The sequence below is a fragment of the Yersinia antarctica genome (genome assembly GCF_056636475.1).
This window is the reverse complement of sequence record NZ_JBSJQF010000001.1, coordinates 2,098,949-2,113,533: the sequence shown is the minus strand read 5'-3', so window position 1 is coordinate 2,113,533 and position 14,585 is coordinate 2,098,949. Positions and strand designations below refer to the sequence as shown.

Sequence of the window (14,585 nt, the reverse complement as noted above, 5' to 3'; positions counted from 1 at the left end):
TTCTAATTTTGGGGAAGAAATTAAAATCAGCTATATTTAATTACTTTTTAATATACCCAGAGCTATTGGTATTGCCGGTAGAGCGCCGACTCCCCTACTGATGCGTCAGTTACCCAGAGGATCGTACTTTGCCGTTAGACGCCCTTTTGGCTCGGTGCTAAAATCGCTTAATAAAATTCATCTGCCAAGACTTTATCTCCTTCATATTCATGCCAGGGAGTGAGTTGACATTGATGTTATTCAGCCTTTTATGTATGTAAGGCTGTTCAGGAGTTACTCATGCCATTGGCTATTATCGCACTCACCATTGCTACCTTTGGCATTGGTACCAGCGAGTTTGTAATTATGGGGTTATTGCCGGAAGTTGCCCATGACTTGGGGGTCAGTATCCCTAAAACCGGGATGTTGGTTTCTGTTTATGCCATGGGTGTGGTAATCGGCGCACCTTTATTGGCTATTGCAACGGCGCGAATCCCGCGTAAATCCACACTTTTGGGTTTAATTGTCCTGTTTATTATTGGCAATGTCCTGTGTGCATTGGCACAAACCTATAACTTATTGATGGCTGCCCGTATTATTGCAGCGCTCTGCCATGGCACTTTCTTTGGTTTGGCATCGGTGGTCGCCACTGATTTGGTCCAACCTAACCGCCGGGCGCGGGCAATAGCATTAGTCTTTATGGGTGTCACACTGGCAAATGTACTTGGTGTGCCATTAGGTACAGCAGTTGGACAAGCTTTTGGTTGGCGAGCCGCTTTCTGGGGTGTCAGTGCTATTGGTATTGTAGCTATCATCGCGGTAATCGCCTGGTTACCGAATAATATTCCGATGAAGAGAATCAGTCCTAAGCTGGAATTCAAAACCCTGATGCAGAAAAAAGTGCAAACCGCCTTACTGCTATCAGTATTAACCAATGCCAGCCTGTTTACTGTTTTCACTTATATTGCACCATTATTGCGTGAGGTGACGCGAGTTTCTGAACATGGCGTTACTGTGGTGTTATTGATTCTTGGGGTTGGGTTGTCCATCGGCAGCGTGATGGGAGGTCGTTTAGGCGACAAAAACCTGGTGGGATCCATGACCCGACTAATCGCCATACTGATAGCTATCCTGCTGGCGCTGCATTACACCATTGGTTTCTATTTACCGGCACTACTGACATTGTTTATCTGGAGTATTGTGGCTTTTGCCTTGTGCCCAATGTTACAACTATTAGTAGTGGATCAGGCCCGTGACGCCCCTAATCTGGCATCAACCTTTAACCAAAGCGCGTTCAATTTAGGTAATGCATTGGGCGCCTGGTTCGGTGGCACCTTGCTGGCTTTTGGTCTGCAATTACAGCAACTTCCGCTGGCTGCAATGGTCGTGATGGTTATCGCACTGGTCACTATGTTGCGTTTAAGATTGCATTTCCGTCGAACGGCAATTGTAAAACCCATCAATTAAGCAATCAATTCATCTTGCCCTACATATCTGTGGGGCAAATGCGCCGTTGCAGCCTATCGCTCTCTTTTTATGCAAATAATTATCATTAACATTGGTTGATGTTATAGTTTATCCCTTTATAAGCCACAACCTCTGCTGGCTGATGACCAAGAATAAAACATCATAGGATAAGAAGGATAAACTGTGACCACAGGATCAACCGCAGCAAAACCCACGCATCGCCCAGTTCCACCGCGTCTGGTTCAGGTGAAAAAGATAGTGGATACCTCACCGCATTTACGTCGAATCACCTTCCATAGCCCGACATTGCAGAATTACCCGTCTGATTGCGCGGGCGCTCATTTGAAAATCTTCCTACCTTTGGCGAGCCAAACTCAGCCGGAACTGCCAGTACTTGGTGAAAAAGGTCCAATCTGGCCTGCCGCCGAGGTCCGTCCGATTGTTCGAACCTATTCTGTTCGTGCTTCTCGCCCAGAACTGAGTGAGCTGGATATTGAGTTTGCTATTCATGATCACCGTGGTCCGGCGGTCGATTTTGCCCGCAATGCCAAAGTCGGTGATTGGTTAGGGATTACCAATCCTGGTGGACCGGAAACTATGTTGCCAGCAGCGGCATACAGCTATCTAGTGGGTGACCCCGCCTCACTGCCCGCTATTGCCGCCTTACTGGAAACCCTGCCTGCAAATGCCGAAGGCCATGCCATCATCCGTGTAGATAGCCCGCAAGATGTATTGAATCTGATTAAACCTGCCGGGTTGGAACTGAGTTGGGTCATTGGGGGTACGGAAAAAACAGGTGATGTGATAACCCAATTCTGTGCGCTGAATCTGCTGATGGAAGAGTCAACATTCTGGCTGGCTGGAGAAGATAGCATGGTGGTGCAATTGCGCCGTTATCTGCGCCGAGAAAAAGGGTGTGAGCGGCAGCAACTTTATGCTGTACCCTACTGGCGCGAAGGGCTGAATGAAGAAGATTATCACCATAAGCGCCATGAAGTTATGGACAATATTGACGAGTAAGATTAATTAATATCTGTAAAATCAATGGACATTACCCTGTAGTGTCCGTTTTCATAGCTATTTTTTTTACCCTTTCCAGTTAAAACCTTGTAAATTTTCTGCGACAATTCCCTGTTATTTGTTAGTCTTAAAGCTACTTAGCCTACAATATGGCACTTAATTATCATTAAATGGCTCTAATGCCCGTTTAATGCAGTAAAGTTATTAGGAGCGCTCTCGAAATGAAGTCGCAAAATGATCCTGGCCGATCTAAATCTCGCCATCACGAATACTCCCTCATCCTGCCGATCATTGCATTGGTCATTCTTAATAGCTGGGGTGATACCAGCAATTTTGCTGCTGTTATTGTTATCAACCTGATCGCACTTGTGGGTATCCTGAGCAGTGCTTTTAGCGTAGTGCGCCATGCCGACGTATTAGCACACCGCCTGGGAGAACCCTATGGCTCTTTAATCCTCAGTCTGTCGGTTGTTGTGCTTGAGGTCAGTTTGATCTCAGCCATGATGGCAACAGGTGATGCCGCACCCGCCCTGATGCGCGATACGCTCTATTCAATCATCATGATTGTGATTGGTGGATTGGTCGGTGTTTCCTTGCTGCTCGGCGGTCGAAAATTTGCTACCCAGCATGTCAATCTGGTAGGCATTAAACAGTATCTGATGGCTATATTCCCGCTGGCTATCATTGTGTTGGTGCTACCGAGTACCCTGCCCGGCGGCAACTTTAGCGTGGCTCAATCACTGGTTGTCGCAGCAATTTCAGCCGCGATGTACGGTGTTTTTCTGCTGATTCAAACCAAAACGCACCAAAGTCTATTTGTGTATGAACATGAGGATGAAGGTGACGACCCGAGTGACCCTCACCATGGTAAGCCATCCTCACACAGTAGCTTGTGGCACACATTTTGGTTGTTAATTCATTTAATAGCAGTAATAGCCGTTACCAAATTTGATGCCAACCCATTAGAAGCACTGCTTACTGAGTTAAATGCACCGGCTAAATTTACCGGTTTCCTGATTGCTCTGCTAATCCTCTCCCCTGAAGGATTAGGGGCGTTAAAAGCGGTGCTGGCTAATCAGGTACAGCGTGCGATGAACCTGTTCTTCGGCTCAGTGCTGGCAACCATTTCACTGACCGTTCCTGCGGTTACCTTGATTGCGGTAATCACCGGGCAAGAGTTGAACTTTGGTCTGGAAGCGCCACATATCGTGGTGATGGTCAGCGTGTTGATTTTGTCGCAAATATCATTTTCCACCGGCAGAACCAACGTACTTAATGGTACCGCCCATCTGGCGCTATTTGCCGCTTATATGATGACTATCATGCTGTAACTTCATGCCCGCCAAGGGATAAGCAAAGGGCAAGCGTTTATCGCGCTTGCCCTTTTTTATCGGGTCATCCATTCATAACACTGAGTTATGAATAGGCATTTAGAGTGTGTTGGCAGAGTGCAGAGCGGACACAGTCCTGTTTATCAAAGCGGATGATACCAATCATTTCATCCTCAGCAAAACGCTCCAGCGCGTCACTGAGACCTGATTTCACACCACGCGGAAGGTCGCATTGGGTGATATCGCCATTAACGATGACCGTAACATTTTCACCGAGACGGGTTAGGAACATCTTCATTTGGCTGGCGGTTACATTTTGTGCCTCATCGAGGATCACTACCGCATTCTCAAAGGTACGCCCGCGCATATAGGCGAAAGGCGCAATTTCCACTTTGCCGATTTCTGGGCGCAGGCAGTATTGCATGAAAGACGAGCCGAGCCGGCGCAGCAGAATGTCATACACCGGGCGGAAGTAAGGCGCGAACTTCTCAGAGATATCACCAGGTAAGAACCCCAGATCCTCATCAGCCTGTAGTACAGGTCGCGTCACAATTATCCGATCAACTTCTTTGTGAATCAGTGCTTCTGCGGCCTTAGCCGCGCTGATAAAGGTTTTACCACACCCAGCTTCGCCGGTCGCAAAGATGAGCAGTTTATTGTCTATGGCTGATAAGTAATGACCTTGAGCTTCCGTACGCGCCTGAATAACGGAGGTATCACGGCTATCCCGTGCCATACCTATTGATTCAACACCGCCCATTTGCACTAACGATGTCACGTTTTCTTCCTCACGTTGACGATGGCTACGTGAATCACGTCTAATTACGCGTTTCGCTTCACGACGAGCTTTGATCACTGCTTTCTGTCTTCCCATAGTGGCACCTTACAGTTTGTTTCACCTACCGCAGCAGCGGTTGCCTGCGCGATTATATCCGTCATACTTCAAGCTGCATGTGTGTTGACTTCCTGCAACTCGAATTACTTTGGGTATATGTTTCACATACGGATGAGGTTTTTGGCTTCCTTCGCAGCCAATAATAGCCAATGAAAAATGCGAGTAGCGTCAACACCCAGGCCCCAAAATGACTTGGGTAAAAACAGGTCTGGGGTGAGAACGATATCGCAAGGGAGTTATTACGTGACATGAATACTTGAAACAATAACGCTGGAGACAAAAATATATCAGGGATAGATAATGACAGTACTGCTGGAAAATGAGAGTCGGAGGGGGAGCCCTCGTAACAACGAGATGCTTGGGTAAAACAGTGGTCTTGTCTTAACAGCCCAATCATGGACTCTAGCATTAGCGATCCCCGCAGTGATAAACAACAGCCTAAGCTATGCACCGTGTGAAAAATACCGCCAGATGATTACAGTATAATGACACTCTTAAGTTTCGCGATCTCAAAATGTAAAAAAATATAATTTTTTTATTTGCTCATTTTTTGCTCTGATTATTTTTTGCATCGCGCTATACTATTAAGCCCTGTTTTACTCCGTGCATCAAACGAGCTTCGTAATTTCGCCTTTACCTTTTTTATTTGGGTTATAAGTAAAGACGAAAATAAAAAAACATCATTAATACAATAGAATAAACTCAAATGTAATTAACCAGATCCTCTCTAACGGCTGATTCTTAAATCCTGCAAACGTGCTATTTGTCGGCCTTCACTATCAAAGTTCTCCAGAGCCAGCCAATCATTAAATGCCTGCTTAATTAATGGCCATTCACGATCAGTTATGGAATACCAATTGGTGTCTCTATTGCGCCCTTTAGTCACAATCGCCTGACGAAATTGGCCCTCATACTGAAAACCAAAACGAGACGCAGCAGAGTTTGAGGGTTCATTCAATGAATCGCATTTCCACTCACAGCGCCGATAGCCTAATTTATCGAAGACATAATGTAATAGTAAATATATTGCCTCCGTCCCTGCCGAGTTACGTTTTAAACGTGGCGACCAATTCACTGAACCTATCTCGATAACACCATTATTCTCATCAATTCGCTGTAAGCCTACCGTCCCCAATGCAAGGCCCGTCTGTGCATCAATAACCGTATAGTGGACAGCCCCCGGTGCCTTGATCAGGGTTTGCAGATAGAGATGAAAATCAGCTTCATTTTCAGGTCGTTCACAATAAAAATAAGTCCAGTCATCGGCCTCTTTCGCCATGTGATACGCCTGATATAACGACGCTTCATGCTTGTCTGCATTCACTGGCGCGAGATAGCAAAAATGGCCGGGTAAAATCTCACGCTGAGGTTGCTGCGCTGATTGCCAATGCGGTAATTCAGTGCCGATAGTTTGCCCAAAATGGTTTTGCTTCACTGTATGCTCCTTTTAAACACAACTGGCAGAGGAATATCAATTATTACGATACTCAATGATTTCACGCGCGGTAATTCCTGCCAAATCATAGCAATATATAAGGCAAGAATGGCAAAACAAAGTGACGTTTTTTGGCGGGAAATAGCTGAAATAATAGCAAGCAGGGTCTGAATACCCGATATAAGTACAGAATAACTTACTATCAGGTATTCAGAGATGATGGCCCATCACCCCCGGCGTAGATTAACTACCGGTGCAACGGTGGGAAGCTGTAGTCCTTCTTTGACGTCCAGTAATTGCCCATGTTCATCATTATATAACGTGAGACAGGAACCCGCTTGAAGCTGAGCCACCACCTCCGCTGAAAGTTCCATACTGCTAGCCAACTCATCATCATTCAGATGTGGTCGATGCCCACGACGTTCTACCTGAAAACGCACCTGATTGTATTTAGCCCAGACGATGATTACCACGGCATTGAATGCCGCAATCGCCGCATACAATGCCAAGGTTGTCAGGCCGCTAATAATATACATTCTGAACGGAATCGGCCCCATATTCGGCGCTCTACCAATCATGTCGAGAAAACCTTTCACGAACAGAAAGATAAAACCTATCCAGGCCAATGCCGTGATAATAATGTCGATCCAGCGCGGTATCAGCCGCTGTTCAGTGTGAATAAGAGGTGCACTCATGGTTTAACCCTCCCGATCCCACGGTCAGGGCTAACCCAACGCGCACGTTTACGCTTGGTATTGAGCATGACTTTGGGGAACGAAACCACTGTGGTGAACAAGCTCAGCATCCAGTAGACCATGGGATACCAGATAATCCAAAACAGTGAACTACCCAGTTTAGGCTCATAGCGCCGTTCAATGACCAAGCTTATCGCAAACTGCATCAAGCAAGTCAACGCCAGTACCATCCCGGTAAAGGCCGGTGGGAAGACTGTTTGTACATGGATACCTGGCGGTAAAGTAATAACCAATCCCAGTAGGAACAGGATAATACTGAACAGGTAAGTGAACGCCCAGGTTATCGACAGTGAATATTCAAGAAACAGTAACCACATACGGCGATTACGCCAGCGCCACAGCTTAAACATATTTTTCAGGAAAACTTCAGCCCCGCCCTTCGCCCAACGCAAACGTTGCTTCCATAAACCACGTAAGGTTTCCGGCATCAAAATCCAGCACAAACCACGAGGCTCAAAGAATACTGACCAGTGCCTGATTTGTAATTTCCAACTGATATCGATGTCTTCCGTGATCATGTCCGGGCTCCAGTAGCCCACATCCGCCAGTGCTCGGCGACGGAACGCAGCAACCACACCAGAGACGGTGAAAACTTGACCATAGACACGTTGTGTCCGTTTAATCAGCCCGATGATAGAAGAGAACTCACCAACCTGCACACGGCCAACCAACGTTGAGCGCGTACGGATTCGCGGGTTACCGGTAACCGCACCCGTGCGTGGATTCGCAATCAGCGGCGCGACCAAATAAGGCACCGCTTTGCTGTCCAGTAGGGCATCACCATCAATACATACCAGATATTCACTACGTGCCGCTGCTGCTCCCATACGCAGAGCAATAGCTTTACCCTGATTATGAGCCAGATGAATAACACGCAACCGCGAGTCCTCAGCCAACAGGCCATCCAGCACTTGTGCAGTATCATCACTGGAGCCATCGTTAATGGCGATCACTTCAATATTGGTGTAAGTCTGTGCCAATGCCGCGTGAATGGTTTCCCGCGCATTCTCTCCCTCATTAAAACAAGGGATTAAAATAGACACTAACGGATTACCTTTTAGCTCCGGTGCGGGCACATCATCGCCCCACGGCCAGTGTCTTTCTCGGCGTAGCCAAAAATAGACACCACCGGTTATCCAAATACCGGACATAAAGAGCGGATAGAAGAAAACAAAATTCAGCAACACATCACCAGTAAAGAGCAGGATCATACCCGCAGGTATACTCAGTACTAGGCATAGGATGAGTAACGCAATAATTCTATCGATCATATAAAGGGTACCAGGCAGAAGATAGCACAGGGCGGACATCTTTTAGCGGTGGTTCGCCAGTGATAAAGTTATCCGGATAGTAACCAAAATTTTGCGCGCCATTTAACTGCAACTGGCGCATCCATCCCGCCAGTATCGGGCCGCTGATGGCATTGCTGCCCTCAGGCTTGGTCCAGTCCTTCGATTGCAGTTCAAATACGGTTTTATTCAGGGCCCCAGGGCGCTCTGCAACTTTATTAACTAATTGCGATAGCCACTCATTAGACTCTGATAACGGCACCTTCTCCATTAGCGGCATTGCCATCGGGGCAACCCAATCATAGTTAGCCAGGAAATCATCAAGATTCTGCGCAAACCATGCTTCACTTTCCGGTTCTAAGATCGGCATAGCAAATATATTACGGGCAGATTTTACTTGTGGACCACGGATATCACGCACCTGACGTGTTAACTCATTAGTAAAATCAACCAGATATTTACTCTTATATCGCGTCCAGCGGGCCATGGTTTCCGGGTCTTGGCGTATGGTAGCAATCGAACCTGGGAAACCGGCTTTCTCATATGCACGGATAGCATCCGGCGATGCATCTTCAAAATCAGACATTACCGCGTCGTCATGATAGAGAATCCCGTCAATCGGTGCGCTATAGGCCATATCGCGATAAATATCGATGATGCGCTGTCTGACTTCCGGGTTAAATGGCGATAGGCGACGATATTGATCCGGATCGATACTGGTTTTCCCTGTTTTTGGGTCAATACGCTTAATCCGTGGTAACGACGGGTCCATCTCAAATGCCAACACCGGCATCCAGGCATAAACATCCACATCAGGGCGTGATGCTAGTTGCCAGGCAACGCGGTTAAACAAGTCCTGGCGCATTGGTATCCAACGGTTAGGGAAGTATACCTGACGAATATTGCCATCCCCTTTCGGATCAGAAAATGCTTGCAGGAACACCGTGGTGACGCGTAAATCAGAAATCCGTTGTACCAGTTTGTCGAGATTTTCCTTTTCCTGTACCGGGTCTGGATCGTAGAGATAATCCAAGTCAACATGCGCCACCCGCATGATGGTTTGTTGCGTTTCGTTCGGGAATGGGGCAACCAACTGGGCAAAGTCTTTCAACGACGGATTATTACTGATCAAGATACGCGGTATATTCATCAGATCATTGACGTTACCAATACCGGGCTCCAGTGTCATAGCCATCTGGTAACCGTGTTGGCGTAAGATATTTAACACGGTTCCATTGGCTGCACCGTATGGCCAAACCCAGACTCTCGGTTGCTTGCCCGTTGCCTGAATAAGACGCTGAGTTATCAAGGTAACGTCTTTTTCCATCCGCTGCTTGAAAGCCGCTTCAGTTTCATATTTTTTCGTTTTAGGGTCATAAATCAAGTTGGCTGCTGCCGGTTCGGTATTCCCCTGCGGGTTTGCTATCACGCCGTAATGGGAAGCGTAAGTATGTGCACCGATTTCAATCAGTTTTGATTTAGCCATTTCGCTGATCTGTTTCCAGGTAAGAAAACGATCGCGATCAGTACTTAAACCACCGAAATCCACCTTCTTATTCGGTGGCGTATCGATCCAAGTCCCCACTGGAGCCAGTACTGCACTCAAATTATTGGCTTCTAACAATGGGTAAACACGGTTATAAAAACTACTGTACCCATCGTCAAAGGTCAGTAAAATGGCTTTATTAGGCAGCGGTGCGCCACCATTACGGGCCGCTAAAATCTGATCAACAGACACCACGTTGTAACGATTATCCTTTAGCCAGGCCAATTGTTCACTTAATGCGCTGCTTCTTACTGACAGATAGCGTTGGTCTGCGGATTCATCTTCAACGTCGTGATAAGCAATAACCACAAAGGTATTTTTTTGCCACGGCCTTTCACTTAGCGGCAATGCCCGCTCAGCGGGTGGAACGAATACCGGTTTCTCTGCATAACACACCGAGGCCAGCACCGTTATCATTCCTACTACAAGTATTCGTATAAAAAATAGTATCTTCGCCATGGCGCTGATCCCTTAGAAACGGTAATTCAAATCGAAAGCGAGCGAGAGATCGTGCTCACGGACACCATCATAGGGGCGCTTATCGTAGGTCACTGCTATCCCAGTATCCACGACATCATTCCATTGAATGCGTTGCCCATAACCTGCCGTGGTTACCAGACCATTACCGAAGTTTTTCTCCCAATAACCGCCAACACCGAGCTGAATTTGTTGGCTCCAGACGGTTTTATAGTGGCGATATATAATGTGGTTTAGGGTAATGGCAGGGACGTAAGTGAAATCACTTTTCGGGTTATAGTAAATCACATCCTCTTTGGTGTTATGGCTCGACGCTAACCCTAAGCTAAGATCTGCCGTCAGGTAAGGGCCCGTCCAGACACGCTGGCGTCCGTTGAACTCGTATTCCAAACGGTTGTTGCCGTCAGAGAAACGTGACGGTGTCACGCTAATTTCAGCATCACGCCGATCATCTGCTTTCCAGAACACATATGCTGACGCACTGTTAGCGGATATATTATTTTTTAATGCCCGCAATGGGGTATCTTTGGCCAGTCTCTCAACCTGCCCGCCAACGCGCCAGTGATCATTAAAATCGTACCAAGTCGATAACCGAGCACCGGTTTTGTTACCAAAACCGTAATTCTGATTATTCACTTCAGCCTCAACCCAATGGTCACGGGATGTCCACTCGCCCCCTAGCCGTGTCGCACGATTAATGCCTTTTCCTTCTTCAAATTGCGCATTGTCGTAGCTGCCACCACCGAATACCCGCCAGTTTTCAGCTATCGGGGGGCTATACAGCAAGGTTTCAACGCCAAAATCCTTGTTACCACTGATTGGGCTGTTGGAAGAAATAGTTCGATTCCCGGTTACACGCAATTCATACATGTTATGCACTTTGCGCTGACGATCGAGCTCCTGAGAGGGAACATCTTCAGGAGAACGGGTAATCACATCATCAGTGAGTAACTCCATCTGATGCCATTCCTGCAAATCCATCGCAGTTTCAGCTTGTGCACGTTCCAGAATAAGACTGCGTGGCGCCAATGACTCTACTGCTTTCAATTCTTGTTCAGATTTACGTGGTAAATCTTTTGCCAAATAGATACCGGCCAGAGCAATACGTAAATTCTGGTTAGCAGGAGCAGTACTGGATAGCGTTTCCAGTTTTTTCTGCGCCGCAGGCAGATCATTGAGTGCTACCAGGGATTGAACCAGCAGAGTCTGCCCTTCCATCCAGTCATCATTCGGCTCTTTACCTGGCAGACCATAAACGCCAACCTGATACGGCGTTTGCTCGCTATAGTTTTTAGCGAATTGATGTGCTTTATCCAATTGTTCACTTTCATTCAACGAATAATAGAGATCATCTGCATCAAGTAAATCATCGCTATTACGGAATGTTTTGCCATCGGCGTAATACAAACTGGTCAAGATGGGCGCTGCTTTTTCTGGCATCCGGCGATCGATATAAGCAGATGCCGCCCAGCGACGTGCATAATCCGGCATCTTGTAGCCTTCGGCTTCCATGCCTTCATATTCTTTAATGAGTTGTTCGGTATTACGGCGAACCAATAACGCGCCTAATCTATCGATACGAGCACGTTGATAATCGGCCTGCGCTTCGGGATCTTTGCTCCAGCGGGCTAACAAATCCTGATAATCAGCCAACGCTTGATCAGCAATATAAAATCGCTCCGTCTCGCTGCGTGTTGGTAGTACCGCCATACGGACTTGTTCCGCTGCAGCATCTCGCTCAAGTTGCCGATATTGCTCTGCGGTCACTAATTTTGGATTCTCTTTGGCAAGCTGCAACGCAGGATCGGCAATACGGTTTCTTTGCAGAATCTCGAGGTGATTTTTTAATACTTCCTCAGATTCCGGTGCCAGTCGTACCGCCTCACTCGAGGCCTATAAAGCATCGTAATTGCGGTTGGTTGCCCGATTAAGATAAGAGAGGGTCATATAGTTTTTTGCAGAAGGGTCACGCGCAGCCAGGTCTTTCGCTTGCTGTAAAGCTTCACCACCGCGCCCGGAATCCGCCTGAGTCATTATCATGCCAGTGATAAGATCTGGGTTGGTTGGGTCTTTCTTTAAACTGCTTTGCCACAATGCCAACGCCTGATCCCAACGTTTTTCATTGCGATATGCACGCGCTGCTGACGCTAAGCCCCGCGAAGAGAGATTCATTGAAGAGTGGTATCTTTCGTAAACGTCAATGACCTCTTGATCACGCCCTGCCCAACCGGCTATTTGTAGCCAGTCGTCTACCTGCCCACTATTGAGAGGGCCAGATTTGGATTCTTTTTGTAAGTAGTCAAGGACCGGCGCGGTATCTCCTGATCTGGCTTGGATGATTAACGAATCATACTGTGTATCTGCCAAAACTGGATTAACTGAAAGGCCGGAAATTAATAGCGCTAATAAAGTTATTCTGTGCCGGTGCAACGGGCGCAGTAGTGTTGTAAATGCGTTATACATTATATAACCCTTAAGCCAGCAACTTGTTTGATGATCAAGGAAAGCTACTTCACGAACATCCATTTTTCATTATGGAATTATGATGAAATGAAGTCCTTAGAATGTATTACAGCATGTTACATAGGATAGTTGAAAGAAAATACTGTTGTCGAATTATTATAGAATATTGTTATTCCAGCGATTAATAGAGGTGAAAATGTGTTATAGCGGTTAGTTTTAATGAAATTAAGATTAATCTTAGAAGAAAATTCTTTAAAAAGGCAAAATTTAGCGACGAAATATTTTCACTAAGGGAATCCTGCGATACAGTCGTCTGCAAAAGGGTAGCACGATTTGATTTTCGGGCTGTTTTAGCCTGTTTTTTTTTACTACTTTTAATTTTAATATCTAAAATATTATTTATCTTATAACTAGAAAATAAGTCCGCTATTATTAGCAATAGTAGATTATCACTACCGTTATCATTAAGAATGAACTGATTGAAAATCAGGTCTTACTGCCAAAATGCCCGTAACCAAACTATTAAAACACTTCTACAATTTAACTCATTATTTTATATGAATAATTTTTATAACTATTTGAATGTTTGTCATATACGATTTTGACCTAAGAAAAATAGGCTCAGCTAAAATAGCTAGAGTCTATTTTCCAAGATGAATTTAATTCACATAAAGTGAGATGTTCAGCGCAGATTAGTCACAACGTTGTAAGCCGCGATCGAGTTTAGTTAAAAACTCATAACCATTATCAGTAATGAGAATCATATCCTCTAACATAATCGAACCGATCCCAATACCGTAATAGGGTGTTTCAAGGCTTAACACCATCCCAGGCTGGAACGTTTCAGTCGCTAATGTACTGATGAAAGGTGCTTCTTCTAATCCCAAAAATACACCATCACCGTGCCCTAGATGACCACGATTATAATGTGGCAAGCCCGATTTTTTAATGACGTCCATGGTGGAATCAAAAACATCTTTTAATTTAACCCCCGGTGCCACCCTTGAGAGCATATGTTCATGACCGATTCTAATGGTGTCATATATCTGCTTTGCTAGTGGGTCCGGCTCCCCCAGAACAAAAGTTCGCGCCAGATCGGCACCATAACCTGCAACATCCACACCGCAGTCAAACTTAATTAAGTCTCCCGGCTTAGCTGGGGTGTCATCCGCCAGCATTTTAGGCGAGAAGTTATCGCCAACCGAAATAAGATTGAAACGGGAGAAGTTCGTTTCCGGGAACGTCATTACTGCGGCTTTGTATGCCGCCGTCAATTGTGCCGCAGTACAACCGACGCGAATTTCTTTCGCTGCACGGGCAATACCAAACTCGGTTATCTCAGCACTTTTGCGCAGATGTTCAATCTCCCACGGGCTTTTGATCATCCTGATTTCATTAAATAACGGCGTTGAATCAACCAATTTCAGCCCTGGCGCTACTTTGTCCAGAACACCTTTTCCCCCGTTAGACATGGCATGTAATTCAATGGCAATGGTCTTACCCAGCACCCCGGCGTCCTCAAGCGCTGCTTTGACTAAACTAAAAACAGCTTCAACTGGCGGGCCAATCGGCCGCTCACGCTTGGTCTGATGATTAAGGGGATTGCGTGGAGAGTCGACATCGACCCACACCGGAAAGGTTTTTAGCACCATATTCGGCATATCAAAGTGGGCACTGGCTGCCTCAAACTCATTCATGATGATTTGCGAAGGAATTGCTGCATCACGGAACATAATCGCCACCGCCGCACCAGTGTGGCGGAAGGTATACATAAAGAAGCTGGCGAACCCAGTGAGATAGTAGAAATTATCACAGACGGTGACCACCAGAGCATCAAGCCCTTCTCGCTCCATTGCCGTACGGGCTTTGCGGCTTACCGCGTCTAAATGCGCAATCTTTTCTTTATTCACCAAACTTTCCTTCAAGGC

Annotated in this window: 9 protein-coding genes and 2 pseudogenes; 3 read left to right on the top strand and 8 right to left on the bottom strand. The window is 46.3% G+C overall.

Translation table 11 applies throughout. The annotated features are described in order from the left end of the window. The first annotated feature begins 279 nt into the window (after positions 1-279). The 3 genes from ACWJJO_RS09760 to chaA all read left to right on the top strand — a co-directional run bounded on the left by ACWJJO_RS09760 (position 280) and on the right by chaA (position 3,797). Positions 280-1,446 (top strand): MFS transporter, encoded by a 1,167-nt coding sequence (locus tag ACWJJO_RS09760; protein ID WP_083159058.1) that lies wholly within the window; start codon positions 280-282, stop codon positions 1,444-1,446. A gap of 183 nt (positions 1,447-1,629) precedes the next feature. After that, positions 1,630-2,466 (top strand): siderophore-interacting protein, encoded by an 837-nt coding sequence (locus tag ACWJJO_RS09755; protein WP_442820942.1) that lies wholly within the window; start codon positions 1,630-1,632, stop codon positions 2,464-2,466. A gap of 221 nt (positions 2,467-2,687) precedes the next feature. After that, positions 2,688-3,797 carry a sodium-potassium/proton antiporter ChaA gene (gene chaA, locus ACWJJO_RS09750; RefSeq protein WP_481090965.1) on the top strand — a complete coding sequence of 370 codons (1,110 nt, stop codon included), beginning with the start codon at positions 2,688-2,690 and terminating at the stop codon, positions 3,795-3,797. Between the two features lie 85 nt (positions 3,798-3,882). Here chaA and phoH read toward each other — a convergent pair whose 3' ends face one another. The 8 genes and pseudogenes from phoH to ACWJJO_RS09710 all read right to left on the bottom strand — a co-directional run bounded on the left by phoH (position 3,883) and on the right by ACWJJO_RS09710 (position 14,567). Next, complete coding sequence (phoH, locus tag ACWJJO_RS09745) at positions 3,883-4,671, bottom strand: phosphate starvation-inducible protein PhoH (RefSeq protein WP_032906294.1); 789 nt, start codon at positions 4,669-4,671, stop codon at positions 3,883-3,885. 122 nt (positions 4,672-4,793) lie between these two features. Beyond that, positions 4,794-5,101: pseudogene (locus ACWJJO_RS09740) on the bottom strand (hypothetical protein). 318 nt (positions 5,102-5,419) lie between these two features. Next, on the bottom strand, positions 5,420-6,127 hold the full coding sequence (locus tag ACWJJO_RS09735; RefSeq protein WP_420073787.1) for a GNAT family N-acetyltransferase: 708 nt from the start codon (positions 6,125-6,127) through the stop codon (positions 5,420-5,422). A 227-nt stretch (positions 6,128-6,354) separates the two neighbouring features. Then, positions 6,355-6,822, bottom strand: a complete 468-nt coding sequence (gene pgaD, locus ACWJJO_RS09730; RefSeq protein ID WP_083159062.1) for a poly-beta-1,6-N-acetyl-D-glucosamine biosynthesis protein PgaD — start codon at positions 6,820-6,822, stop codon at positions 6,355-6,357. After that, positions 6,819-8,153, bottom strand: a complete 1,335-nt coding sequence (gene pgaC, locus ACWJJO_RS09725; protein WP_481090964.1) for a poly-beta-1,6-N-acetyl-D-glucosamine synthase — start codon at positions 8,151-8,153, stop codon at positions 6,819-6,821. The genes pgaD and pgaC overlap by 4 nt, the downstream gene beginning before the upstream one ends. Then, entirely contained in the window at positions 8,143-10,176 is a 2,034-nt protein-coding gene (gene pgaB / locus ACWJJO_RS09720; RefSeq protein ID WP_481090963.1) for a poly-beta-1,6-N-acetyl-D-glucosamine N-deacetylase PgaB, read from the bottom strand. The genes pgaC and pgaB overlap by 11 nt, the downstream gene beginning before the upstream one ends. 12 nt (positions 10,177-10,188) lie before the next feature. Continuing rightward, positions 10,189-12,657 (bottom strand): annotated as a pseudogene (gene pgaA / locus ACWJJO_RS09715) (poly-beta-1,6 N-acetyl-D-glucosamine export porin PgaA). 692 nt (positions 12,658-13,349) lie between these two features. Next, the gene (locus tag ACWJJO_RS09710) at positions 13,350-14,567 is read right to left on the bottom strand and encodes a M24 family metallopeptidase (protein WP_481090962.1); all 1,218 of its coding nucleotides are present in this window, start codon (positions 14,565-14,567) and stop codon (positions 13,350-13,352) included. Positions 14,568-14,585 lie beyond the last annotated feature (18 nt).